Below are 22565 nucleotides of genomic sequence, written 5' to 3' on the forward strand. Positions count from 1 at the left end.
ATGTTAATGCCTAAACGCGTTAAATACCGTCGTGAACACCGTGGAAAAATGCGTGGTGAAGCAAAAGGCGGTAAAGAAGTTTCATTCGGTGAATTCGGTCTACAAGCTACAGAAGCTAGCTGGATCACAAGCCGTCAAATTGAATCAGCTCGTATTGCAATGACACGTTACATGAAACGTGGCGGTAAAGTATGGATTAAAATTTTCCCACATAAACCTTACACTAAAAAGCCTCTAGAGGTTCGTATGGGTTCCGGTAAAGGGGCTCCTGAAGGTTGGGTAGCAGTAGTAAAACCAGGAAAAGTTATGTTTGAAATTGCTGGTGTATCTGAAGAGATCGCTCGTGAAGCGCTTCGCTTAGCATCACATAAGCTTCCTGTTAAATGTAAAGTAGTTAAACGTCAAGAAATTGGTGGTGAATCTAATGAAAGCTAATGACATCCGTGAACTTACCACTGCAGAAATCGAACAAAAAGTGAAATCACTGAAAGAAGAGCTTTTCAACCTTCGCTTCCAATTGGCGACTGGTCAATTAGAAAACACAGCTCGCATTCGTGAAGTACGTAAAGCGATTGCGCGTATGAAAACTGTGATTCGCGAAAGAGAAATCAGTGCAAACAACTGATAAAGGAGGTTTTCAGGCATGACTGAGCGTAATCAACGCAAAGTATACACTGGCCGTGTAGTTTCTGATAAAATGGATAAAACAATCACTGTTTTAGTTGAAACTCATAAAAAACATAAATTATACGGTAAACGTGTTAAGTATTCTAAGAAATTTAAGGCTCATGATGAGCAAAACGTAGCCCAAATCGGCGATATCGTTCGCATCATGGAAACTCGTCCGCTATCTGCTACAAAACGTTTCCGTCTAGTAGAAGTTGTAGAAAAAGCGGTTATTATCTAATAATGAATTTCGGAACTAATTAATTCCGAAGGGAGGTTACCTAAGTGATCCAACAAGAAACTCGTATGAAAGTTGCTGACAACTCAGGTGCACGTGAAGTTTTAACTATTAAAGTACTTGGTGGTACTGGACGTAAAACTGCTAATATCGGCGATATCGTCGTATGTACAGTTAAGAAAGCAACACCAGGTGGCGTTGTCAAGAAAGGTGACGTCGTTAAAGCTGTTATCGTTCGCACAAAAAGCGGCGTACGCCGCAAAGATGGTACTTATATCAAATTTGATGAAAATGCTTGCGTTATCATTAAAGATGATAAAGGACCACGTGGAACTCGTATTTTTGGACCTGTTGCTCGTGAACTACGCGATAGCAACTTCATGAAGATCGTATCTTTAGCTCCAGAAGTTCTTTAATTTACATGAAAGTGCCAATCAAGGAGGTGCGACAGAATGCATGTTAAAAAAGGCGACAAAGTAAAGGTAATCTCAGGTAAAGACAAAGGGAAAACAGGTGTTATCCTAACTGCTTATCCTAAGAAAGACCGTGTGTTAGTTGAAGGTGTAAACATCGTCAAAAAACATATGAAGCCAAACCAAGCTAATCCGCAAGGCGGAATTGTTAGTCAAGAGGCTGCAATTCACGTATCGAATGTTATGTTAATCGACCCTAAAACTGGCGAGCCGACTCGCGTAGGTTATAAAGTAGAAGATGGCAAAAAAGTTCGTGTTGCGAAAAAATCTGGTGAAATTATTAAATAAGTAAAAAGAAGGGAGGTACACACATGAACCGCCTAAAAGAAAAATATCTTAAGGAAGTTTCTCCTGCTCTAATGAGCAAGTTTGAATATAACTCAGTAATGCAAGTACCTAAAGTTGATAAAATTGTTATCAATATGGGTGTGGGCGATGCTGTTTCTAACACAAAAGCACTTGATGCTGCTGTAGAAGAATTACAAATCATCGCAGGTCAAAAACCTGTAATTACGAAAGCTAAAAAATCGATCGCTGGTTTCCGTCTTCGTGAAGGAATGCCAATCGGTGCAAAAGTTACTCTACGTGGTGAACGTATGTATGACTTTTTGGATAAATTAATCGCTATCTCTCTTCCACGTGTACGTGACTTCCGTGGTGTTTCTAAAAAAGCATTTGACGGTCGCGGTAACTACACTCTTGGAGTTAAAGAGCAATTAATCTTCCCTGAAATCGATTATGATAAAGTTTCGAAAGTACGCGGTATGGACATCGTAATTGTAACAACTGCGAACTCTGACGAAGAAGCTCGTGAGTTATTAACACAATTCGGCATGCCATTCCAAAAGTAAAATAAGGGAGGCGAAAACGTGGCTAAAAAATCAATGATCGTTAAACAACAACGTACGCCAAAGTTCAAAGTGCAAGAATACACACGCTGTGAGCGTTGTGGACGTCCGCACTCTGTATATCGTAAATTTAAGCTTTGCCGTATTTGTTTCCGTGAACTTGCATACAAGGGACAAATTCCTGGCGTTAAAAAAGCAAGCTGGTAAACCCCTATACTGGGAAGGAGGTAAATGTAATGACAATGTCAGATCCAATTGCAGATATGCTTACACGCATTCGTAATGCTAACATGGTTCGTCACGAGAAATTAGAAGTTCCTGCTTCAAACATGAAAAAGGAAATCGCTGAAATTTTAAAACGCGAAGGTTTCGTTCGTGATGTTGAATATGTAGAAGATAGCAAACAAGGAATTATCCGCATCTTCTTAAAATATGGTCAAAACGACGAACGCGTTATTACTGGTTTGAAACGTATTTCAAAACCTGGTCTACGTGTTTATGCTAAAACAAACGAAGTGCCTAAAGTTCTTAACGGTTTAGGAATCGCTTTAGTTTCTACTTCAAATGGTTTATTAACAGATAAAGAAGCTCGCGCTAAACAAGTTGGCGGAGAAATCGTAGCTTACGTTTGGTAATAATCAACAAACGAATGGAGGTGCAACAAAATGTCTCGAGTAGGTAAAAAACCAATAGAGGTTCCTGCAGGTGTTACTGTAACTATCAACGAAGATAATACAGTAGTAGTAAAAGGACCTAAAGGTGAATTAACAACATCTTTTAACCAAGATATTAAAATTGAGCAAGAAGGTACTGTAATTACTTTAGTACGTCCTTCAGAATCTAAAGGACACCGTACAATTCATGGAACAACTCGTGCTTTATTAGCAAACATGATCACTGGTGTTTCTGCAGGATTTGAACGTGGACTTGAATTAGTTGGGGTAGGTTACCGTGCACAACTACAAGGTAAGAAACTTGTACTTAATGTAGGGTACTCACATCCAGTTGAGTTCACTCCTGAAGATGGACTTGAAGTTGAAGTTCCTTCAAATACAAAAGTTATCGTTCGCGGTATTAACAAAGAACGCGTTGGTGCATTAGCATCTAACATTCGTGCTGTTCGTCCACCAGAGCCTTACAAAGGTAAAGGTATTCGTTACGAAGGCGAAGTTGTACGCCGCAAAGAAGGTAAAACAGGTAAATAATGCATCGCGCATTAGAAAGGAGTGACCACTGTGATTACGAAACAAGACAAAAATCAAGTTCGTAAAAAACGTCATGCACGTGTTCGTACAAAAATCACGGGTACTACTGAACGTCCACGTTTAAATGTATTCCGTTCTAACAAACATATTTACGCGCAACTGATCGATGATTCAAAAGGTTTGACAATTGTGAGTGCGTCTACTATGGATAAAGACTTTGATGGAACAGCTGGAAATGTTGAAGCTGCTAAATCAATCGGTGAAATCATTGCAAAACGCGCTGTTGAAAAAAACATCAAATCTGTTGTATTCGACCGTGGCGGTTACTTATATCATGGACGTGTTAAAGCGTTAGCTGAAGCTGCACGTGAAAACGGCTTAGAATTTTAAGAAGAAGGAGGGACATATTTCATGCGTGGTATTGACCCAAACAAACTTGAACTTGAAGAACGCGTAGTTACGATTAACCGTGTTGCTAAAGTTGTAAAAGGTGGACGTCGTTTCCGTTTTACTGCATTAGTAGTTGTCGGTGACAAGAATGGACATGTAGGATTTGGTACTGGTAAAGCTCAAGAGGTTCCAGATGCAATCCGTAAAGCTGTTGAAGATGCGAAGAAAAATTTAGTGGAAGTGCCAAGAGTTGGCGGAACAACTCCTCACCAAGTAATTGGACGCTTTGGAGCTGGTTCTATTCTAGTTAAACCTGCTGCACCTGGTACAGGAGTTATCGCTGGTGGACCGGTTCGTGCGGTACTAGAATTAGCTGGTATCACTGATATTCTATCTAAATCACTTGGATCTAACACACCAATCAACATGGTTCGTGCTACATTAGAAGGATTGACTCAACTAAAACGCGCTGAGGACGTTGCTAAATTGCGTGGTAAATCAGTAGAAGAACTGTTAGGATAAGGGGGGGAAATTACAATGGCAACTAAATTAGAAATTACCCTTACTAAAAGCCTGATTGGTACTAAACCAAATCAACGCAAAGTAGCTGAAGCTCTTGGACTACGTAAAATGCATCAAACAGTTGAGCATCAAGACAACGCCGCTATCCGCGGAATGGTTGACAAAGTAGCTCACTTAGTAACTTTGAAAGAAATTTAAGGTTTAATTTAAGAATAAGGAGGTGCCACCATATGAAACTACATGAGTTAAAACCTTCAGAAGGATCTCGTTCTACACGTAATCGTGTAGGCCGTGGTATCGGTTCTGGTAATGGTAAAACTGCAGGTAAAGGTCATAAAGGTCAAAACGCTCGTTCAGGCGGTGGGGTTCGTCCAGGATTTGAGGGCGGTCAAAACCCATTATTCCGTCGTTTACCAAAACGTGGATTTACGAACATTAATCGTAAAGAGTTTGCAATTGTGAACCTTGACACATTAAATCGTTTCGAAGAAGGCACAGAAGTAACACCTGCTCTATTAATCGAAACAGGTGTTGTGAGCAGTGAGAAGTCTGGTATTAAGATTCTTGGTAATGGATCACTTGACAAAAAGTTAACTGTAAAAGCTCACAAATTCTCTGCGTCAGCTAAAGAAGCAATTGAGAACGCTGGCGGACAAACTGAGGTGGTTTAATGTTTCAGACAATCTCCAACTTTATGCGTGTGAGAGATATTCGAAATAAAATCATTTTTACTTTATTGATGTTAATCGTCTTCCGTCTTGGTACATTTGTTCCAGTGCCGAATGTCGATGCAAATGTTTTAAAACAAACAGATCAATTAGGTTTGATCGGATTTTTAAATACATTTGGTGGTGGAGCCCTTGCTAACTTCTCTATTTTAGCAATGGGAATCATGCCATACATCACAGCTTCTATCATTGTTCAATTGTTACAAATGGATGTTGTACCGAAGTTCACAGAGTGGTCAAAACAAGGGGAAGTCGGAAGACGGAAGCTTGCTCAGTTCACTCGTTACTTCACAATTATCTTAGCTTTTATTCAAGCAATCGCGATGTCTTACGGATTCAACCGTATGTATAGTGGTTCTTTAATAAAAGACGAAGGCATCATGACATACCTTGTTATTGCTATTGTGTTAACTGCAGGAACTGCATTCTTAATGTGGTTAGGTGAGCAGATTACAGCAAAAGGTGTTGGTAATGGTATTTCTATCATTATCTTCGCTGGTATCGCTGCTGCAATTCCGAATGCAGTAAACCAACTATATGCACAACAAATTGTAGATGCTGGTGATGCACTATTTATAAATATAATCGTAATGGTTTTACTTCTATTGGCAGTCATCGCTGTTACAGTTGGGGTAATTTATGTAACACAAGCGTTACGTAAAATTCCAATTCAATATGCGAAACGTGTTGCTGGTACTGCTCAAACAGGCGGTCAACAAACACACTTACCTTTAAAAGTAAATGCTGCGGGAGTTATTCCAGTAATCTTTGCATCAGCTTTCCTTATGGCACCACAATCTATTGTTTTATTTTTTGGTCAGAATAAGGTAACTGATTTTATATCAAATGCATTAGATTACACGCAACCAGTTGGAATGATAATTTACATTGCTTTAATCATTGCGTTCTCTTACTTCTATGCATTCATTCAAGTGAATCCAGAGAATGTAGCGGACAATTTGAAAAAGCAAGGTGCGTATATTCCAGGTATTCGTCCAGGTATTAACACACAAAATTATTTGACTAGCGTATTATATCGATTAACTTTTGTTGGCTCTATTTTCCTTGCGGTGATTGCCGTTATGCCTTTATTGTTTGTTAAGTTTGCGGGATTACCGCAATCTGCACAAATTGGCGGAACAAGCTTACTAATCGTTGTAGGTGTTGCACTTGAAACGATGAAACAGCTAGAATCACAATTAGTTAAGCGTCATTATAAAGGCTTTATGAAATAATGTTGGTTTTTAGGAACGACATAGTTCCTAAAAATCTACAAAATAGTCCTGAGGGGGGCATTTCCGTATGAATATCGTTTTAATGGGTCTGCCGGGTGCTGGTAAAGGTACTCAAGCAGATAAAATTGTTGAGAAGTACGCAATCCCTCATATTTCTACAGGCGATATGTTTCGAGCAGCAATTAAAGATGGCACGGAACTTGGCTTAAAAGCAAAATCGTTTATGGATCAAGGTGCACTAGTACCCGATGAAGTAACGATTGGTATTGTCCGTGAAAGATTGAGTAAACCAGATTGTGAAAAAGGATTCTTACTTGATGGTTTCCCAAGAACAGTACCTCAAGCGGAAGCACTTGATGCTTTACTTGCGGATCTTGGAAAATCACTTGAGCATGTGCTTAACATCCAAGTTGAAAAAGAAGAATTGATTAAACGTCTAACTGGCCGTCGCATTTGTAAAGAGTGTGGCACTGCTTACCATTTAATCTTTAACCCTCCTGCTAAAGAAGGTGTTTGTGATAAAGATGGTGGAGAGCTTTATCAAAGAGCGGATGACAATCCCGAAACGGTTACTAACCGTCTGGAAGTAAATATGAAGCAAACTCAACCTTTGCTTGATTTTTATGACAACAAAGGTGTTTTAACAAATATAGATGGACAGCAAGAAATTTCAAAAGTTTTTGCTGATCTTGATGCTCTGTTACAGGGCAACCGCATTTAATAGCCCGGTGCCTGTCTCAGATTGACTGAATAACCGGGCATTATGCAAAGAACGAAATGTTTTTTTCGAGAGCTGCAAAAGCATATTGCGCCCGGTATACGAACTTAGGGAAAGAAATGTATCAAAAAACGAGGGCCCCCTAGTCCACGTGCATTTCCACTACTTAAGGGGTATAATGGGTTTCGTGGAAGCATCTATGTAACGAACGGGTACTATGGAACTCATCCAACACTTTCGTACGAATATGTTGACATGAGGGAGACAGGTTTCTACCAGTCAGTCTACGCCGTGGATTGCTACAAGCGAAACCTTACGAGTGTCTTTCGAACATCTCTCATGATTTCCAAACATATGCTTAAAACGAATAGTTTCGTTCCATTAGAGGCTATACTAACAGCAAATTACGTTTGAATTTTGATGAGAACCTGATTTGTATATAGAAGGGAGACAGGGTTGATGGCGAAAGATGATGTAATTGAAGTCGAAGGAACAGTTGTTGAGACTTTGCCAAACGCGATGTTTAAGGTAGAATTAGAAAACGGTCATACAATACTTGCGCATGTATCTGGTAAAATTCGTATGCACTTTATCCGCATTTTACCTGGAGATAAAGTCACAATTGAACTATCTCCTTACGATTTAACTCGCGGTCGTATTACGTACCGTTTTAAATAATCTTTTGCACTCCGGACTACTAAGGAGGTTAGGTTAGATGAAAGTGAGACCATCTGTAAAACCGATCTGCGAAAAATGTAAGGTAATTCGCCGACGCGGTAAAGTAATGGTAATCTGTGAAAATCCTAAACACAAACAAAGACAAGGCTAATAAGAAGGAGGTGCACGACACATATGGCACGTATTGCTGGTGTTGACATTCCACGCGACAAACGCGTTGTTATTTCATTAACATACATTTACGGTATTGGTAAAACAACTTCACAAAAAGTATTAGCTGAAGCTGGTATTTCTGAAGAAACTCGCGTACGCGATTTAACAGAAGATGAGTTAAACAAAATCCGTGAACAAATCGGTGTATACAAAGTAGAAGGTGACCTTCGTCGTGAAGTATCACTAAACATTAAACGTTTGATGGAAATCGGATCTTTCCGTGGTATCCGTCACCGTCGCGGCTTACCTGTACGCGGACAAAATACGAAGAACAATGCTCGTACTCGTAAAGGTCCACGTAAAACAGTTGCGAACAAGAAAAAATAATCGGTAAAGGAGGTTTCTTCCTAACATGGCACGTAAACAACAAACACGTAAGCGTCGTGTGAAAAAGAATATCGAATCCGGTATTGCTCACATCCGCTCTACATTTAATAATACAATTGTGACTATCACAGACATGCAAGGTAATGCACTTTCTTGGTCAAGTGCTGGAGCTCTTGGATTCAGAGGTTCTCGTAAATCTACTCCATTCGCTGCACAAATGGCTGCTGAAACTGCTGCAAAAACATCCATGGAACATGGTTTAAAAACTTTAGAAGTAACTGTTAAAGGCCCAGGTGCTGGTCGTGAAGCGGCTATCCGTGCACTTCAAGCTGCAGGTCTAGAAGTTACAGCTATTAAAGACGTAACACCAGTACCACATAACGGTTGCCGTCCACCAAAACGTCGTCGCGTGTAATAATAGGTGAAACTCATTGTTTGAGAACATCATTTATTGTACAGACTGAAGTTGTGCAAACAGCAATCAGTTAAACGATCGAATTCATATGATGGAAAGAACCTATACATTCGATGTTTTGAGGGAGGGTAAATTGGAATGATCGAAATTGAAAAACCAAAGATTGAAAGTGTAGAAATCAGCGAAAATGCCAAGTTTGGTAAATTTGTTGTAGAACCGCTAGAACGTGGCTATGGAAATACTTTGGGAAATTCTTTACGTCGTATCCTTCTGTCTTCTTTACCAGGAGCTGCAGTTACTTCTATTCAAATCGATGGCGTTTTACATGAGTTTTCAACTATTGAAGGCGTTGTGGAAGATGTTGCATCTATTATTATGAATATTAAGAAACTAGCTTTGAAAATCTACTCTGACGAGGAAAAAGTCATTGAGATTGATGTAAAAGGAGAAGGAACGGTTACAGCTGCTGACATTACACATGACAGTGATGTTGAGATATTAAACCCGGATCTCTATATTGCAACTATCGGCAAAAATGGTCATTTCCGCATGCGTATGTATGCAGGTCGAGGCCGTGGCTACACTCCTGCTGATCAAAACAAACGTGAGGATCTTCCTATCGGCGTAATCCCGATCGACTCTATTTATACTCCAGTTTCACGCGTTAATTTTCAAGTGGAAAATACTCGTGTTGGTCAATTGGCAAACTACGATAAATTAACTCTTGATGTGTGGACAGATGGCAGCACCGGTCCAAAAGAGGCGATTTCGCTTGGAGCAAAAATCTTAACAGAGCACTTAAATATTTTTGTAGGGATGACCGACGAGGCACAAACTGCTGAAATCATGGTTGAAAAAGAAGAAGATCAAAAAGAAAAAGTATTAGAGATGACTATCGAAGAACTTGATCTTTCTGTTCGTTCTTATAACTGCTTAAAACGAGCTGGTATTAACACAGTACTTGAGCTTGCGAACAAGTCAGAAGACGATATGATGAAAGTAAGAAACCTTGGCCGTAAATCTTTAGAAGAAGTAAGAGCGAAGTTAGATGAGCTTGGCTTAGGATTACGTAAAGAAGACTAAGCGAATTTTGATATAGCTAGATATGAACTATTCACCAAAGGAGGGAAACATCCATGGGTTACAGAAAACTTGGACGTACAAGTTCTCAACGTAAAGCGATGTTACGTGACTTAACAACTGACCTAATTATTCATGAGCGTCTTCAAACTACTGAAGCACGTGCAAAAGAATTACGTTCTGTTGTTGAAAAAATGATCACTTTAGGTAAACGCGGAGATTTACACGCACGTCGTCAAGCAGCTGCTTACATTCGTCGTGAAGTAGTAACTTCTACTGATGAAGAAGGTAATGAATCAACAATTTTTGCATTACAAAAATTGTTTGATGATGTAGCACCACGCTATGCAGACCGTCAAGGCGGTTATACTCGTATTATGAAAGCTGGACCTCGTCGCGGAGACGGAGCACCTGTTGTAGTAATTGAGTTAGTTTAATTTAAAGTGTATACACGCACTGCATAATTAAATGAAAGCCCCAAGGCGAATTTGATTAAGATAAAGTTGAAGAGGGTAATTGGTGTTCCTACCACCCTCTTCTTTTTTCAAACATATTTATTAGATTTATACGACAATATAAAAGCTGAGTGTTATGATGAGCGGACTTTTTACGTGATTTATCTGAATCGTGTTTAAGAAGTAGCGTCTTGTCTAGCTCTACGCACCTCATTTTTCTAATTGGTCTTGAGCAGCCAATTATGAAACCGTTATAGAAGAGCGCATTTCTCAAAATGAGGTGCGCGCTTTTTTATTTTATCGTAGAATGGTTACATGAACTTAGACAGCAGAGTGGAGCTAGAGGAGGTAAAGGATGAAAAGCGAAATTATTTCTTTACAAGAAGTAACTTTTACATATACAGAAGAAGAGAATATTCGTCCAGCAGTAAATAACGTTTCTTACACAATCCGAGCAGGTGAGTGGGTTGCAGTAGTAGGTCATAATGGTTCCGGCAAATCGACGCTTGCACGATTAATGAATGGTCTTCTATTTCCTCAGTCGGGAAAAGTACGTATTTTTGGGGAAGAGTTGAATGAACACAATCTATGGGAAGCTCGTTCGCAAATGGGAATGGTGTTCCAAAATCCAGACAATCAATTCGTAGGAGCCACAGTTCAGGATGACGTAGCATTTGCATTAGAAAATAACGGTATCCCGTTTGAGGAAATGGTAGAGCGAGTAGAAGAGTCATTAGTTAAAGTAAAAATGAAAGATTTTATGAACAGCGAGCCTCATCATTTATCGGGAGGACAAAAGCAACGTGTCGCAATAGCTGGAGCAATCGCATTAAAGCCAAAGATTTTATTGCTAGATGAAGCAACTTCTATGCTTGATCCTCAAGGTAGAGAAGAGGTTCTTTCAACCGTACGTCAGTTAAAAGATGAAACCGATTTAACAGTTATATCTATTACACATGATCTTGAAGAAGCATTACACGCGGATAGAGTCATTATGATGAATAACGGTAAAAAATACGCAGAAGGAACGCCTGAAGAGATATTCCAAAAAGGACAGGAACTAGTAGATCTAGGACTTGATTTGCCTTTTGCGATGAATATATCTCGGTTATTACGTTCCAAAGGAATTACACTAATGGAAGACCATATGACAGAAGAAGAGTTGGTGAATGATTTATGGACATCATACTTCAACAAGTAAGCTATGCTTATGCAAAAAATACACCTTTTGAAAAACGAGCGTTGTTTAATGTAGATCTACATATACCTTCAGGCAGTTACCAAGCAATCATTGGGCACACGGGATCCGGTAAATCAACTATTTTGCAACATTTAAATGCATTACTAACACCTACGGAAGGCTCTATTAAAATTGGAGATGTCGAAGTAAAACCGGAAAAGAAAAACAAACAACTAAGACAGGTTAGACAAAAAGTAGGTATTGTTTTTCAATTTCCAGAGCATCAATTATTTGATGAAACGGTGTTAAAAGATATTATGTTTGGTCCTATGAATTTTGGTGTATCAGAAGAGGAAGCAAAAAGACGTGCAATAGAATTAGTAAAGCTGCTAGGACTCCCTGATGAGGTATTAGAGAAATCACCTTTTGATCTCTCAGGAGGACAAATGCGCAGGGTGGCAATCGCTGGGGTACTTGCGATGAATCCAGAAGTGTTAGTACTAGATGAGCCAACAGCTGGATTGGACCCAAGAGGACGAAAAGAAATAATGGAATTATTTTATAAGCTTCATAAAGAAAAAGGTTTGACGACTGTTTTGGTAACACATAGCATGGAGGATGCAGCGAGATATGCTGATCGTATTGCTATTATGCATAATGGTAAGTGTGTATTAGAAGGTTTACCATTTGAAATTTTTGATAACGAAGAGCGCTTAACAGATTATCGCTTGGAATTACCTCAAAGTGTTAAATTTCAAAAAAAGATAGAGAAGATGACAGGAAAAAAACTGCCTTCAATATGCTTAACCGAAGAATCCTTGGCAGAAGAGCTTGCGCAAATGATTAAAAAGGAGCGTGAGGTTTAATGCTAGAGAAAATGATATTCGGTCGCTATATACCAGGAGATTCTTTTATACACCGGTTAGATGCTCGGGCTAAATTGATCTTTGTCTTTTTATTTATTGCTATCGTTTTTATTGCGAATAACTGGATTACTTATGGTATTTTGCTTGTGTTTACATTTTTGATTATCCGTATGTCCAAGATTCGCCTATACTTTTTAATAAATGGTTTGAAGCCAGTTGTTATACTAATCATTTTCACGTTTTTATTACATTTAATATTTACACGTGAAGGTGACATTATTTTTCAATGGAAGTTTATATCTATTTATGAGGAAGGTTTACGACAAGGGATATTTATTTCTATACGCTTTTTCGTACTAGTAATATTGACATCGATTCTAACGCTCACTACTACCCCTATATCGATTACAGATGCATTAGAGACATTATTGAACCCTTTAAAGAAATGGAAGCTCCCAGTGCATGAATTAGCGCTAATGATGTCAATCTCGCTAAGATTCATCCCAACGTTAATGGATGAAACAGATAAAATCATGAAAGCACAAATGGCGAGAGGATCTGATATGACGACTGGAAGTATGAAGGAAAGAATGAATGCCGTTGTTCCACTTCTCATTCCGTTATTTGTGAGTGCCTTTAAACGTGCAGAGGATTTAGCTACAGCAATGGAAGTACGAGGATATAAAGGTGGAGAGGGTAGGACAAGATATCGCAAGTTAGAATGGGAAACGCGAGATACGATTAGTATACTGTCACTTGTTCTCTTAGCTGGAATTCTTGTTTATTTTAGAAGTTAGACGAGGTGTAGGTGTGAGGTTAAAAGCAATTGTCAGTTATGATGGAAGTGGATTTTCCGGGTATCAGGTTCAACCGGGGAAGCGCACAGTACAACTGGAGCTAGAACGTGTTCTTGGAATCATGCATAAGGGAGAATCCGTAAAAGTAGTTGCAAGTGGACGTACAGATGCTGGAGTTCATGCTACTGGACAAGTTATTCATTTCGATAGTTCGCTAACGTTACCAATGGAAAGATGGCGAACAGCATTGAATGTACAACTTCCAGGAGATATTCGCATTTTATCGGTAGAACAAGTTCAAGATGATTTCCACGCAAGATATAATGCTACAGGGAAAACCTATCGCTATATTTGGTCATTAAATGATGTGCAAAGCCCCTTTGAACGTAATTATTCAGTCCATGTTGAGCGATATAAACCTAATGTGGAGCTAATGAAAGAGGCTGCAGTTTATTTGTTGGGAACGCACGATTTTTCAAGTTTTTGCGCTTCTAATACTAGTGTAAAAGATTTTGTAAGAACTATTCATTTCATCCATTTAGAAGTAGAAAAAGAGTCTAATCAATTGCATATGGTGATTAACGGAAATGGATTTTTATATAATATGGTTCGCATTATTGCAGGAACTTTATGGGAAATTGCAATCGGTAAAAAAAGTGTGGAGGAGATGCGGGACATAGTTAATTCTTGTGATCGAAAGAGAGCAGGAAAAACCGCGCCAGCACACGGTTTATACCTAGAAAATGTGGAGTATTTCTCATGAAACAACTTTTCCAGGTGTTTTTCGAAAAACGCTTGACTTAATCGAGTTTTCGTTATATGATGATGTATGGTATTTTCATTAACCCCACAATATAAGCCCCGAAACTTATTGGTATGAGGATATAGAAAATTATAGATCGATTATGATTGAATTAGGAGGACAAAATACATGCGTACAACATTCATGGCTAAAGGTCACGAAGTAGAACGTAAATGGTTAGTAGTTGACGCTGAAGGCCAAACTCTTGGTCGTTTAGCTTCAGAAGTAGCTGCTATTTTACGTGGAAAACACAAACCAACATTCACACCAAACGTTGATACAGGTGATCACGTGATCATTATCAACGCGGACAAAATTCATTTAACTGGGAACAAGTTAAATGACAAAATTTACTACCGTCACACTCAATTTGCAGGTGGACTTAAACAACGTACTGCATTAGAAATGCGTACTAAGTACCCAACTAAAATGATCGAATTAGCAATTAAAGGGATGCTTCCTAAAAACACAATAGGACGTCAAATGTTCTCAAAACTTAACGTTTACGCTGGAGCAGAACACCCACATGCAGCACAAAAACCAGAAGCATACGAGCTTCGCGGATAATTAATAAGAGGAGGACATACACTTGGCACAAGTTCAATATATCGGCACTGGTCGCCGTAAAAGTTCAGTAGCACGCGTACGTTTAGTACCAGGCGAAGGAAAAATTATTATTAACAAACGTGACGTTGAAGATTACGTACCATTCGAAACTTTACGTGAAATCATTAAACAACCATTAGTAACTACTCAAACTCTTGGTAGCTATGATATTCATGTAAACGTTAATGGTGGTGGATTCACAGGTCAAGCAGGAGCAATCCGTCACGGTATTGCACGTGCTCTACTTACAGTAGATCCTGATTTCCGTCCAGCATTGAAATCTGCAGGATTCTTAACACGTGACCCACGTATGAAAGAGCGTAAAAAATACGGTCTTAAAGGCGCGCGTCGTGCACCTCAGTTCTCAAAACGTTAATATTGCGTTTTCAAAGACTCTCAACCATTTTGGTTGGGGGTCTTTTTTATTAATATGAGAAAGACTTAAAACTATATACACCGATAGAAAAAACATCTGTAACGAAAGAAGTTACAGATGTTTTATATTATTGATTTCTTCCATATTGATAAAAGGCATATTTGAATCGAGTACGCCTTTTATTCGTTTCGCCTTCATTTTTTCTCCTTGCATCCACTCGTTGAAATCAAAGATAAGTGGTAATCGATCACCACCAAGTGTAAATCCAATCCTCATTTCTTGTGGAAAATAGAAGGAGGTATGCAAAGTACCTGCCCATGCTCCATATTTTTTTGAAAAAATGCCTTTATCCGTGTCATTCATCATTCGGTATGCTGTGTAAGGATCTGTTACATTATTTTGTTGTTGGAGAATGGCTTGTTGTCTTCGGAAGGAGTCATCCATACGATATCTATTTTCTTCTGTTAATTCTTCAAAATGATTCGTACATACATTTGATTGACGAACCTCTACCGCTCTTGGTGAAGCTTCTACCACAAATGTCTCTCCTTTAGTATCCAATAAAACATAGCTAAATGAATGACGATGCGGAATTTCCTTCAAGAGATCAATTGCTTCATCTACGTTTGCACATGTTTCTAAAATAATGCGGCCGATCATATTACAGACAAAGCCATCCTCTGAATTCTTTCTATTAATGAAGTTATAGCCCATTGCAAGCCCTTTTTCATTCATCCCATCTGTACGACCTGTAATTTGCATGGAAGGCCCAATTACGGCATAACCTCCATCGGTCGGCCGATATATAGTAAAGCGCCCTTCATATGAAAATGGATGGTTGTCATAGTTGCGAACCATATATTCATTTCCTGTAAAAATGGAACAACCGCTTCTCCCATATTCAAGATAATATCCACCAAATTCTCGAATCGCATCTTCCATCTTCCATTTTAAAGAATCAGCAAGTCCCTGAATCTCATCCCAAATTTGAGGGGCAAATGTTAAAATTACAATTTTGAATTCTATTTCATTGATAAGGAAGTGGCGACTTTTTGAAGCCCACTGTTTCTTTCTATTTATTAATATTGGTGATTCTTTTAAAAGGTTCCCTTGCATATAACCGAAATTATAATGATCTCCTTGAAATTGAACAACCTCACTGTAAACATTCCCCATGCCAAAAATCCTCTCGGTTTTACTTAATATTTCTATTTTAAGTAATAATGAAGTACTTTAAAAAAGAAACGACTTATAAAAGGGAGCTAGACAAATTTCAGGATACTAAAAACGCATCGTATATTTAACTGGTCATAAAGTCAATTCCTTTTTTAGAATAATAATTGGAAAAGAAAAAATATTTTGCGTTTTGTATCCTATTGGGTTTAATAATGGAAAGGATTTTTTGCACCTATCACTTATAACTTTCTTTAACGTGTTTTTATATTGTGTTACAGGAGTGTTCTTGAGAGATTTTATGAAAATATATTGTTTCATTGAATTGGGAGGGGTATATTAAAAAGGCAATTATTACATATGAAGAGGTAAATTATGAGAAGTAAATTTAATGTTGTGACGACTACTATTCTGCTTAGTATTTTCATTGCGAGGTTTGGCACTTTTTTAGTGCTACCGTATCTTACACTTTTTTTATTAGATGAATTTCATTATTCAAGCTTTCAGATTGGAGCCATTATTTCAACCTTAGCGTTATCTAATTTGTTTATGAGTTTCTTTATTGGGCCATATATTGATAAGTTTCGAAAAGATAAAGTCATCATTACGGGGCTGATCGGATATTTAGGGTGTTATTTCTATTTCCCGTTTATTGATCATTACGCTGGGTTCATTTTGTTTGCTGCGATATTAGGGATAAGTCAAGCAATTGTAGAGCCTACGTATCGTGTGCTGTTAAGTCTGTACACGGAGCCTGAAAATAGACGGTTGATCTTTAATATTCGGTATTTTTTAATTAATATTTCTGCAGCGATCGCTCCGCTAACGTCTGTCTATTTTCAGCAATTTGGCATGGAGAAGTTGTTTTTCGCTGTTGGTTTTATTTTCTTAATTAATATAGTGACATTTGCCGTTATCTTTAAAAAGTATCCGATGAAACAAGTGGCGGCAGATTCTAAGAAAATATCTATATTTCAATCGTTCTATGTGTTTAAAAAGGATCATGCATTTAGCGTATTTATATTAGCTTTAATTTTTATCAGTTTCGGTTATAGCCAATTCGATTCGACTTTTAGTCAGTATTTAGGTATTACGTTTGATTATGAGCTAGCGATTAAGTATTTTTCGTGGCTCATCACAACCAATGCCATTACTGTTATCGTGATTCAATACTTTGTTTATAAGTTAGGGGAAATAATTAGTACAACGACTTCCTTGATGATTGGAAGCTCTTTGTTATCGATTGGTTTGTTTTTCTTTGGACAAAGTGAGCACATTTTCATGTTAATCATTGCGATGGTCATTTTTACAGCTGGAGAAGTTTTAGTGTTCACAATGGTGGACATTCATATTGATGACATGTGCGAAGACCATGAAAAAGGAACCTATTTTGCATTATCAGGGGTGAAATCGATTGGTAGAATAGCTGGCCCAAGTTTAGGTGGTTACCTATTAGACAGTTTGAATGGTGGGGGAATGGTATTTACTATCATTGGACTTATTACTGTGCTGGCCGTACCATCCTTTTATTTAAGTAACAAAGTGAGGAGAGATTTAAATGCGCCTATACAACACCATTAAAAACAAAGCATACTGGTTAGTAGATCAAATTAATATAGAGGGCAAGTCAGAAGAAGATTATAAAGTGGAATTTACCAAGTTATTAAAAGAATATGAAGAACAAAAAATTGAATATTTATCATTACTAATGGAAGAACACTTTGAAAACTGGTTACTTTCTAAAGGGTTTAGAAAAATTTCGGTCATCCATGAATATACAAAATCGTTAGAAGAAGAACAGCTAATTGAAAGTGAGTTAACATTCCACGCTCTATCCGAAGGGTTAATGACAGACAAAGATTTTGCCGATGCATATGAATTATGTCGTTCAGGTTCAGCCAATAAAAACATCCCACAATTAATCGAGAAAATAATGGCCGCCTTATCTCAAGAACTAGGAGAAAACTGGAGAAGTCATTGCTATTACTTTTTAAAAGACAATGAATTGGTTGGAATTAGTATTCCCCATATGGAGATGGGAACAACAGATGAAGGGAGAATGTTCTACTTCGGCATTGTGCCTAACAAGAGAGGTTTCGGTTTGGGGGCAGAGATTCACAAAATCACATTATATCTAATGAAGCAAATGAACGCCAAAACTTACGTAGGCAGTACAGATGAAAGCAATAAACATATGATCAATATCTTCAAGAAAAATGGCTGTGTTATTAGAAATAAAAAAGGAATTTATAGAATTGATAAAGATTAGATAACTTGTTCCAAAAAGCAAACATACTCTTTGTCCCTCATACGTATAATGAGTGAAAAAGGAGCGATGGAACTGAAAAAGTGGCTGGTTATTGGAGTATTGTTTTTAATTTCTTTGGTTGCAGTGTTTTATAGTACAAAAGCAAGCGATTTAAGTTTTTTCATGCCGGAACCATTAAGTGGGGTTAAAGTAGTAATAGACCCTGGGCATGGAGGTTTGGACGGAGGCGCCAGTCATGGTGAAACAGTAGAGAGAGATATTACGCTTGCTATGTCTCTAAAACTGGAAAAGACTTTAAAGGAAAATGGTGCTACCGTTGTTTTGACACGTCGTAAAGAAGGGGATGCAATTGCCGAGCATGCTCCCGATGAAGATTTCCCAACAATCCGTTCAAGAAAGCGTGCAGATTTACTTCTGCGAGAAGAGATTATTAATAATGCGGAAGCGGACATAGTGATCAGTTTACATGTAAATGCGGTTCCAGAGGAAAGATGGAGAGGTGCGCAAGTATTCTATCATGCGGAGGGACATGAAGGTGGAGAGTTACTAGCGAAATCCATTCAAGGGGCAATCCGTGAAGATATTGGAAATACAGAAAGAGAAGCACTTGCCATCAAACAAGTCTATATTTTGAAGAAATCAAAAGCACCTACGGTATTACTAGAAACTGGATTTTTGAGCAATAATGAAGAAAGAGAATTGCTAAAATCCGATAAGTATCAAAACCAAATGGTAGACGCAATTACAAAGGGTGTACGTCGTTTCGTAGAAGATAATATTTACTGAGTCAATGTGAGGGATTGTAGACACTCGTATATGGTATACTATATTGCGAATAGTTAACTTAAAGGGGAGTGTCTACAAATGATTAATGAGCAACAAGTAAGAGCATTATTAGGAGAATTAAATGATCCATTTTTACATAGAACATTAGAAGAAACAAACGGAATTTCAGAGGTATCTATAAAAGAAGAAAAAAATCATGTCAGTGTAAAGTTAGCAATTGCAAAAATTAATTCTGCAGAGCAAATGCAATTGCAAGGAAAAGTAGTGGAAGTATTAAAGGATGCAGGAGCAGCAACTGTTGGTATTCGTTTTGAAGAACTTCCAAAAGAAGTATTAGAGCAATTTCGCGGTCAAGCAAAAGAAAGCGATAATGAAAGCATCCTTTCTCCTGGCAGCAAAGTGAAAATTATTTCAATTGCTTCTGGTAAAGGTGGAGTTGGTAAATCAACTGTATCCGTAAACTTAGCAGTAGCACTTGCACGTCTAGGGAAAAAAGTCGGCTTAGTAGACGCAGACATATACGGGTTTAGTGTTCCAGATATGATGGGTGTCAAAGATATGCCACAAATTAAAGAAGACCATATTATCCCTGTAGATCGTAAAGGTGTAAAAGTAATTTCGATGGGATTCTTCGTAGAAGACAATACTCCAGTAGTTTGGCGTGGGCCAATGCTTGGAAAAGTGTTAGATCAATTCTTTAAAGATGTGGAGTGGGGCGAGTTAGATTATTTATTATTAGACTTACCTCCAGGTACAGGTGACGTTGCCTTAGACATTCACCAAATGTTACCTACCTCTAAAGAAATAGTAGTAACAACACCGCATCCTACTGCAGCATTCGTAGCAGCACGTGCTGGAGCAATGGCTCTTCAAACAGATCATGAAATATTAGGCGTAATTGAAAACATGTCTTGGTTTGAATCTAAATCTACTGGAGAGCGTGAATTTGTATTCGGTAAAGGTGGGGGACCAAAACTTGCGGATGAACTTCGTACAGAATTACTTGGTCAAATACCACTAGGACAACCAGATTGGAACGATATTGATTTTGCTCCCTCTGTATATGGAGAAACACATGATACAGGTAAAATATATTTAGATATTGCTCGAAAAGTTATTGAAAAAGCATAAGAAAAAGGCCGTTTCCTTAAGAGGAGCGGCCTTATTTTTCTGCTTCTTTTCCTTGTTCTGATCCCTTCTCTTCGGAGCCACCGCCACCACCTTCGCTTTTTTGTCCTCCTCCTCCAGCCTCTTCTACAAGTTTTTGCCACTTAGTTTGCAATAAAGGACTTTGGATTGTTTCTTCCACGACTTTTTGCATTTCTTTACGCATCTCAGGAGATTGTAATACTTTTCCTAGCTCCTTATTCATTTCAGCAGAACCAAAAAAGCTTTCGAGGCTTTTCAAGTATTCCGGATCTTTCATGAGGGTCTTCATTAATTCTTCCTGTTGCTTCATCATACTTTTTGCCATTGTTTCTGAAAATTTAGGGTCTTGATAAACTTCTTTCCAAAATTCTTCTGCATCCTTTGATAACATGGTTTGTTCAACCGACTTCTTTACTTGCTCGCTATCAATAACTAACATTCCTTGAAATTCAGGGTCATCTAAAAGTTTTCGAACAGATTTTTTTCCTTCTTCTGTTTGTAGTGCATCAATCACCATTTTTTTCATCTCATCATAAGAAGGCGTGGAAGAGGTAGGATTACCATTACATCCAGCCAGTAAGCCAATAGTTAATAAAATGAAGGCAAAATACTTCAAATCAATCACCATCCTTTCAATTATTGTTCACATTTTTTATTTAAATATGTACTGAAGTAAGTAACAAATAGATTTTTTTGTTAATGGTTGTTACAATCTATATGGGAAGTAGAAGGATATGGAGGATTTTTTGCCGTGACAATTCGAAATTGGTTTAAATTTTTTCTAAATGCTATGTGGATAGGTGGACTAATCACAGGTGTGTTAGGTTTATTTATACGTTGGGACGATGCTTTTGCTAAATATTTTGAAGCAGGTCAATGGAGTGAGTTCTTCGCAGCATTCGCTTTTATGGTTATTATGGGATTTACGATAAGCGTAATCACTCAAATGGGCTTTTTTGCTTATTTAACAATTCATCAAATGGGTGTAAATATTTTTAGAACATTAACATTATGGAACTGGGTACAACTATTAATAATACTTATCGTTATTTTTGATTTGGTTTTCTTCCGTTTTAAACCGAATGCAGAAACAACCGGGCAAATTTGGTTATATGTTATTTTATTACTCATACTAATTGTAACTGCAGTAGTAGTAGCGATAACTAAAGCCAAAATAACTAAAAAACATACACTTATATCTGCACTATTCTTTATGATTGTTGTTTCTACATTAGAGTGGTTGCCTGTATTGATGGTACGAGCAGACAACGTAGATAGCTGGGTGACATTATTATTATTCCCAATTCTCGCAGTTAATGCCTACCAATTATTAGCTTTGCCAAAATACAATGCAAAATCAGATGAAGATAGAAAAAAACTAGAAGAACGTAGAAAAGCAAGGAAAGAAGCCGTTTCTAAATAAAAAATGCTCTGACATCTAAATGGTCAGAGCATTTTTTTACTCGTATGTTGTTAATCAGGAATAGTTTTACTTTTAGTTGTTAAACCAAAAATATTTTGTTCAACAGAAAGTAGAGAGTCAGATTTAAGTAGTTGATTTAATTGCTTTATATCTATTCGTTCCTCCTGATGGAGCGGGACACTTAGTATATCTCCTTTCTCGAGCTTAGGAAATGGATCTCCTTCCATCCAGTACTTACTCGAGCTTAGTAAATTAACTTCATTTTCCCACGCTGTTTTTTGTAATTCCATAGGAAACTCATAGTCTTTTGTCCGAAACCAAAGCGGAAGTTCACCAACAGATTGTTCAAATTCATCGATTTCCTTTTTAAATAAATTAGGATCTTCTATATATTTAAGCCCATCTTGCCCTAATAGACTAATAGGAATACTTTTCTTTTTCATTATTTTAATAAGAGAAGGTGAACGTTTTATCCAATCAATACTTATGAAAAAATGTGGATAAGGCGCTTGCAAACTTTTTATGAAAGTTTCCATATCCTCTTTACCAAAAGTTAAATCGATTGTAATCGTTTTGCCATGTGATCCTTTAGAGACAACAGTAGGTTCTTCAGTTAACTGAAAAACAGGAAGCATTGATGAATACTTATTTGGGATAATAAAAAAGAGACTTAAAAATACCAGCACAGTTCCGATTAGTAAAAGCTTTGTTTTCATTGTAATATCGCACCTTTCCATTCTTTCTAATAAATTTTATGATTTAGTGTTGACATTCATGTTAAAACGATGTTAAGATACAAAGGTCGCCAAAACAAAACGACAACATGAACATTGAAAACTGAACATGCAAAACGTTAAGACATATAGCTTGATAGACTAGCTTCGGTTAGTCGGATAGCAAACAATTTTGACATCATTTAATGATGATGCCAGCAAAACAAAATGAGC

General features: G+C 37.7%; 35 protein-coding genes. 32 read left to right on the forward strand and 3 right to left on the reverse strand.

Annotation, left to right across the window (positions count from 1 at the left end; translation table 11 throughout):
• From rplP to rpsI, 27 genes are all read left to right on the forward strand, one after another.
• Nucleotides 1-435: a 50S ribosomal protein L16 gene (rplP, locus tag PGC35_RS17795; RefSeq protein WP_053591324.1), complete on the forward strand. Its 435-nt coding sequence runs from the start codon at nt 1-3 to the stop codon at nt 433-435.
• Nucleotides 425-625, forward strand: coding sequence for a 50S ribosomal protein L29 (gene rpmC / locus PGC35_RS17800; RefSeq protein ID WP_053591325.1), 201 nt, complete (start codon nt 425-427; stop codon nt 623-625). The genes rplP and rpmC overlap by 11 nt, the downstream gene beginning before the upstream one ends.
• Nucleotides 626-643: 18 nt before the next feature.
• On the forward strand, nt 644-907 hold the full coding sequence (gene rpsQ, locus PGC35_RS17805; RefSeq protein WP_053591326.1) for a 30S ribosomal protein S17: 264 nt from the start codon (nt 644-646) through the stop codon (nt 905-907).
• Nucleotides 908-951: 44 nt separating this feature from the next.
• Nucleotides 952-1320 carry a 50S ribosomal protein L14 gene (rplN, locus tag PGC35_RS17810; RefSeq protein ID WP_053591327.1) on the forward strand — a complete coding sequence of 123 codons (369 nt, stop codon included), beginning with the start codon at nt 952-954 and terminating at the stop codon, nt 1318-1320.
• Nucleotides 1321-1356: 36 nt separating this feature from the next.
• Nucleotides 1357-1665, forward strand: a complete 309-nt coding sequence (gene rplX / locus PGC35_RS17815) for a 50S ribosomal protein L24 (RefSeq protein WP_053591328.1) — start codon at nt 1357-1359, stop codon at nt 1663-1665.
• A gap of 23 nt (nt 1666-1688) precedes the next feature.
• Nucleotides 1689-2228 carry a 50S ribosomal protein L5 gene (rplE, locus tag PGC35_RS17820; protein WP_053591329.1) on the forward strand — a complete coding sequence of 180 codons (540 nt, stop codon included), beginning with the start codon at nt 1689-1691 and terminating at the stop codon, nt 2226-2228.
• 18 nt (nt 2229-2246) lie between these two features.
• Nucleotides 2247-2432 carry a 30S ribosomal protein S14 gene (gene rpsN / locus PGC35_RS17825; RefSeq protein WP_053591330.1) on the forward strand — a complete coding sequence of 62 codons (186 nt, stop codon included), beginning with the start codon at nt 2247-2249 and terminating at the stop codon, nt 2430-2432.
• Between the two features lie 29 nt (nt 2433-2461).
• Nucleotides 2462-2860, forward strand: a complete 399-nt coding sequence (gene rpsH / locus PGC35_RS17830; RefSeq protein ID WP_053591331.1) for a 30S ribosomal protein S8 — start codon at nt 2462-2464, stop codon at nt 2858-2860.
• 30 nt (nt 2861-2890) lie between these two features.
• Nucleotides 2891-3430 (forward strand): 50S ribosomal protein L6, encoded by a 540-nt coding sequence (rplF, locus tag PGC35_RS17835; RefSeq protein ID WP_375220083.1) that lies wholly within the window; start codon nt 2891-2893, stop codon nt 3428-3430.
• A 30-nt stretch (nt 3431-3460) separates the two neighbouring features.
• Nucleotides 3461-3820: a 50S ribosomal protein L18 gene (gene rplR / locus PGC35_RS17840; RefSeq protein WP_053591333.1), complete on the forward strand. Its 360-nt coding sequence runs from the start codon at nt 3461-3463 to the stop codon at nt 3818-3820.
• A 21-nt stretch (nt 3821-3841) separates the two neighbouring features.
• Nucleotides 3842-4342, forward strand: coding sequence for a 30S ribosomal protein S5 (rpsE, locus tag PGC35_RS17845; protein ID WP_053591334.1), 501 nt, complete (start codon nt 3842-3844; stop codon nt 4340-4342).
• Between the two features lie 15 nt (nt 4343-4357).
• A complete protein-coding gene (rpmD, locus tag PGC35_RS17850; protein ID WP_053591335.1) occupies nt 4358-4540 on the forward strand; it encodes a 50S ribosomal protein L30 in 183 nt (60 codons plus the stop codon).
• Nucleotides 4541-4572: 32 nt separating this feature from the next.
• Nucleotides 4573-5013 carry a 50S ribosomal protein L15 gene (gene rplO, locus PGC35_RS17855; RefSeq protein WP_053591336.1) on the forward strand — a complete coding sequence of 147 codons (441 nt, stop codon included), beginning with the start codon at nt 4573-4575 and terminating at the stop codon, nt 5011-5013.
• A complete protein-coding gene (gene secY, locus PGC35_RS17860) occupies nt 5013-6305 on the forward strand; it encodes a preprotein translocase subunit SecY (protein ID WP_375220084.1) in 1293 nt (430 codons plus the stop codon). The genes rplO and secY overlap by 1 nt, the downstream gene beginning before the upstream one ends.
• 67 nt (nt 6306-6372) lie before the next feature.
• Nucleotides 6373-7026, forward strand: a complete 654-nt coding sequence (locus tag PGC35_RS17865) for an adenylate kinase (protein ID WP_053591338.1) — start codon at nt 6373-6375, stop codon at nt 7024-7026.
• Between the two features lie 456 nt (nt 7027-7482).
• Nucleotides 7483-7701, forward strand: a complete 219-nt coding sequence (gene infA / locus PGC35_RS17870; RefSeq protein WP_016429904.1) for a translation initiation factor IF-1 — start codon at nt 7483-7485, stop codon at nt 7699-7701.
• A 37-nt stretch (nt 7702-7738) separates the two neighbouring features.
• Nucleotides 7739-7852 carry a 50S ribosomal protein L36 gene (rpmJ, locus tag PGC35_RS17875; RefSeq protein WP_003247619.1) on the forward strand — a complete coding sequence of 38 codons (114 nt, stop codon included), beginning with the start codon at nt 7739-7741 and terminating at the stop codon, nt 7850-7852.
• Nucleotides 7853-7875: 23 nt separating this feature from the next.
• Nucleotides 7876-8241: a 30S ribosomal protein S13 gene (gene rpsM, locus PGC35_RS17880; RefSeq protein ID WP_053591339.1), complete on the forward strand. Its 366-nt coding sequence runs from the start codon at nt 7876-7878 to the stop codon at nt 8239-8241.
• Nucleotides 8242-8266: 25 nt separating this feature from the next.
• On the forward strand, nt 8267-8656 hold the full coding sequence (gene rpsK / locus PGC35_RS17885) for a 30S ribosomal protein S11 (RefSeq protein WP_053591340.1): 390 nt from the start codon (nt 8267-8269) through the stop codon (nt 8654-8656).
• 138 nt (nt 8657-8794) lie between these two features.
• Nucleotides 8795-9739, forward strand: a complete 945-nt coding sequence (locus PGC35_RS17890) for a DNA-directed RNA polymerase subunit alpha (RefSeq protein ID WP_375220085.1) — start codon at nt 8795-8797, stop codon at nt 9737-9739.
• A 53-nt stretch (nt 9740-9792) separates the two neighbouring features.
• Entirely contained in the window at nt 9793-10173 is a 381-nt protein-coding gene (rplQ, locus tag PGC35_RS17895; protein ID WP_053591342.1) for a 50S ribosomal protein L17, read from the forward strand.
• Nucleotides 10174-10546: 373 nt separating this feature from the next.
• Complete coding sequence (locus PGC35_RS17900; protein WP_375220086.1) at nt 10547-11392, forward strand: energy-coupling factor ABC transporter ATP-binding protein; 846 nt, start codon at nt 10547-10549, stop codon at nt 11390-11392.
• Nucleotides 11368-12237, forward strand: coding sequence for an energy-coupling factor ABC transporter ATP-binding protein (locus PGC35_RS17905; RefSeq protein WP_375220087.1), 870 nt, complete (start codon nt 11368-11370; stop codon nt 12235-12237). The genes PGC35_RS17900 and PGC35_RS17905 overlap by 25 nt, the downstream gene beginning before the upstream one ends.
• The gene (locus PGC35_RS17910; RefSeq protein WP_056831175.1) at nt 12237-13034 is read left to right on the forward strand and encodes an energy-coupling factor transporter transmembrane component T family protein; all 798 of its coding nucleotides are present in this window, start codon (nt 12237-12239) and stop codon (nt 13032-13034) included. Before PGC35_RS17905 ends, PGC35_RS17910 begins: the two co-directional genes overlap by 1 nt.
• 13 nt (nt 13035-13047) lie before the next feature.
• The gene (gene truA / locus PGC35_RS17915) at nt 13048-13797 is read left to right on the forward strand and encodes a tRNA pseudouridine(38-40) synthase TruA (RefSeq protein ID WP_053592260.1); all 750 of its coding nucleotides are present in this window, start codon (nt 13048-13050) and stop codon (nt 13795-13797) included.
• 168 nt (nt 13798-13965) lie between these two features.
• Nucleotides 13966-14403 (forward strand): 50S ribosomal protein L13, encoded by a 438-nt coding sequence (gene rplM / locus PGC35_RS17920; RefSeq protein ID WP_053591346.1) that lies wholly within the window; start codon nt 13966-13968, stop codon nt 14401-14403.
• Between the two features lie 22 nt (nt 14404-14425).
• Nucleotides 14426-14818, forward strand: coding sequence for a 30S ribosomal protein S9 (rpsI, locus tag PGC35_RS17925; protein ID WP_053591347.1), 393 nt, complete (start codon nt 14426-14428; stop codon nt 14816-14818).
• A gap of 111 nt (nt 14819-14929) precedes the next feature.
• On the opposite strand, the gene PGC35_RS17930 is transcribed toward rpsI, so the two are convergent.
• The gene (locus PGC35_RS17930) at nt 14930-15994 is read right to left on the reverse strand and encodes a C45 family autoproteolytic acyltransferase/hydrolase (RefSeq protein ID WP_375220088.1); all 1065 of its coding nucleotides are present in this window, start codon (nt 15992-15994) and stop codon (nt 14930-14932) included.
• A 372-nt stretch (nt 15995-16366) separates the two neighbouring features.
• On the opposite strand from PGC35_RS17930, the gene PGC35_RS17935 reads away from it, so the two are divergent.
• The 4 genes from PGC35_RS17935 to PGC35_RS17950 all read left to right on the forward strand — a co-directional run bounded on the left by PGC35_RS17935 (nt 16367) and on the right by PGC35_RS17950 (nt 20177).
• On the forward strand, nt 16367-17572 hold the full coding sequence (locus tag PGC35_RS17935) for an MFS transporter (protein WP_375220089.1): 1206 nt from the start codon (nt 16367-16369) through the stop codon (nt 17570-17572).
• Entirely contained in the window at nt 17550-18260 is a 711-nt protein-coding gene (locus tag PGC35_RS17940; protein ID WP_375220090.1) for a GNAT family N-acetyltransferase, read from the forward strand. Before PGC35_RS17935 ends, PGC35_RS17940 begins: the two co-directional genes overlap by 23 nt.
• Nucleotides 18261-18332: 72 nt before the next feature.
• Nucleotides 18333-19046, forward strand: a complete 714-nt coding sequence (locus PGC35_RS17945; protein ID WP_053592262.1) for an N-acetylmuramoyl-L-alanine amidase — start codon at nt 18333-18335, stop codon at nt 19044-19046.
• Between the two features lie 78 nt (nt 19047-19124).
• Entirely contained in the window at nt 19125-20177 is a 1053-nt protein-coding gene (locus PGC35_RS17950) for an Mrp/NBP35 family ATP-binding protein (RefSeq protein WP_375220091.1), read from the forward strand.
• 31 nt (nt 20178-20208) lie between these two features.
• Here the strand turns inward: PGC35_RS17950 and gerD are convergent, their stop codons facing one another.
• Nucleotides 20209-20811, reverse strand: a complete 603-nt coding sequence (gene gerD / locus PGC35_RS17955; protein ID WP_053591352.1) for a spore germination lipoprotein GerD — start codon at nt 20809-20811, stop codon at nt 20209-20211.
• A 135-nt stretch (nt 20812-20946) separates the two neighbouring features.
• Here gerD and PGC35_RS17960 point away from each other — a divergent pair, with 135 nt between their 5' ends.
• Complete coding sequence (locus PGC35_RS17960) at nt 20947-21618, forward strand: KinB-signaling pathway activation protein (protein ID WP_053591353.1); 672 nt, start codon at nt 20947-20949, stop codon at nt 21616-21618.
• A 50-nt stretch (nt 21619-21668) separates the two neighbouring features.
• Here PGC35_RS17960 and PGC35_RS17965 read toward each other — a convergent pair whose 3' ends face one another.
• Nucleotides 21669-22334: a hypothetical protein gene (locus PGC35_RS17965; protein WP_375220092.1), complete on the reverse strand. Its 666-nt coding sequence runs from the start codon at nt 22332-22334 to the stop codon at nt 21669-21671.
• Nucleotides 22335-22565 lie beyond the last annotated feature (231 nt).

It is taken from the genome of Psychrobacillus sp. PGGUH221, assembly GCF_042055255.1.
GTDB lineage: Bacteria > Bacillota > Bacilli > Bacillales_A > Planococcaceae > Psychrobacillus.

What these genes read in the sequence shown, in the direction of transcription:
- PGC35_RS17935 (WP_375220089.1), top strand. Translation starts at nt 16,367, where the DNA reads ATGAGAAGTAAATTTAATGTTGTGACGACTACTATTCTGCTTAGTATT.
- rpsE (WP_053591334.1), top strand. Translation starts at nt 3,842, where the DNA reads ATGCGTGGTATTGACCCAAACAAACTTGAACTTGAAGAACGCGTAGTT.
- PGC35_RS17940 (WP_375220090.1), top strand. Translation starts at nt 17,550, where the DNA reads ATGCGCCTATACAACACCATTAAAAACAAAGCATACTGGTTAGTAGAT.
- PGC35_RS17865 (WP_053591338.1), top strand. Translation starts at nt 6,373, where the DNA reads ATGAATATCGTTTTAATGGGTCTGCCGGGTGCTGGTAAAGGTACTCAA.
- rplQ (WP_053591342.1), top strand. Translation starts at nt 9,793, where the DNA reads ATGGGTTACAGAAAACTTGGACGTACAAGTTCTCAACGTAAAGCGATG.
- rpmC (WP_053591325.1), top strand. Translation starts at nt 425, where the DNA reads ATGAAAGCTAATGACATCCGTGAACTTACCACTGCAGAAATCGAACAA.
- rplO (WP_053591336.1), top strand. Translation starts at nt 4,573, where the DNA reads ATGAAACTACATGAGTTAAAACCTTCAGAAGGATCTCGTTCTACACGT.
- PGC35_RS17965 (WP_375220092.1), bottom strand. Translation starts at nt 22,334, where the DNA reads ATGAAAACAAAGCTTTTACTAATCGGAACTGTGCTGGTATTTTTAAGT.
- PGC35_RS17930 (WP_375220088.1), bottom strand. Translation starts at nt 15,994, where the DNA reads ATGGGGAATGTTTACAGTGAGGTTGTTCAATTTCAAGGAGATCATTAT.
- rplE (WP_053591329.1), top strand. Translation starts at nt 1,689, where the DNA reads ATGAACCGCCTAAAAGAAAAATATCTTAAGGAAGTTTCTCCTGCTCTA.
- PGC35_RS17910 (WP_056831175.1), top strand. Translation starts at nt 12,237, where the DNA reads ATGCTAGAGAAAATGATATTCGGTCGCTATATACCAGGAGATTCTTTT.
- PGC35_RS17900 (WP_375220086.1), top strand. Translation starts at nt 10,547, where the DNA reads ATGAAAAGCGAAATTATTTCTTTACAAGAAGTAACTTTTACATATACA.
- rpmD (WP_053591335.1), top strand. Translation starts at nt 4,358, where the DNA reads ATGGCAACTAAATTAGAAATTACCCTTACTAAAAGCCTGATTGGTACT.
- PGC35_RS17905 (WP_375220087.1), top strand. Translation starts at nt 11,368, where the DNA reads ATGGACATCATACTTCAACAAGTAAGCTATGCTTATGCAAAAAATACA.
- secY (WP_375220084.1), top strand. Translation starts at nt 5,013, where the DNA reads ATGTTTCAGACAATCTCCAACTTTATGCGTGTGAGAGATATTCGAAAT.
- rplP (WP_053591324.1), top strand. Translation starts at nt 1, where the DNA reads ATGTTAATGCCTAAACGCGTTAAATACCGTCGTGAACACCGTGGAAAA.
- rpsH (WP_053591331.1), top strand. Translation starts at nt 2,462, where the DNA reads ATGACAATGTCAGATCCAATTGCAGATATGCTTACACGCATTCGTAAT.
- PGC35_RS17950 (WP_375220091.1), top strand. Translation starts at nt 19,125, where the DNA reads ATGATTAATGAGCAACAAGTAAGAGCATTATTAGGAGAATTAAATGAT.
- rplF (WP_375220083.1), top strand. Translation starts at nt 2,891, where the DNA reads ATGTCTCGAGTAGGTAAAAAACCAATAGAGGTTCCTGCAGGTGTTACT.
- rpmJ (WP_003247619.1), top strand. Translation starts at nt 7,739, where the DNA reads ATGAAAGTGAGACCATCTGTAAAACCGATCTGCGAAAAATGTAAGGTA.
- rpsQ (WP_053591326.1), top strand. Translation starts at nt 644, where the DNA reads ATGACTGAGCGTAATCAACGCAAAGTATACACTGGCCGTGTAGTTTCT.
- rpsM (WP_053591339.1), top strand. Translation starts at nt 7,876, where the DNA reads ATGGCACGTATTGCTGGTGTTGACATTCCACGCGACAAACGCGTTGTT.
- rplX (WP_053591328.1), top strand. Translation starts at nt 1,357, where the DNA reads ATGCATGTTAAAAAAGGCGACAAAGTAAAGGTAATCTCAGGTAAAGAC.
- rpsK (WP_053591340.1), top strand. Translation starts at nt 8,267, where the DNA reads ATGGCACGTAAACAACAAACACGTAAGCGTCGTGTGAAAAAGAATATC.
- PGC35_RS17890 (WP_375220085.1), top strand. Translation starts at nt 8,795, where the DNA reads ATGATCGAAATTGAAAAACCAAAGATTGAAAGTGTAGAAATCAGCGAA.
- infA (WP_016429904.1), top strand. Translation starts at nt 7,483, where the DNA reads ATGGCGAAAGATGATGTAATTGAAGTCGAAGGAACAGTTGTTGAGACT.
- rplM (WP_053591346.1), top strand. Translation starts at nt 13,966, where the DNA reads ATGCGTACAACATTCATGGCTAAAGGTCACGAAGTAGAACGTAAATGG.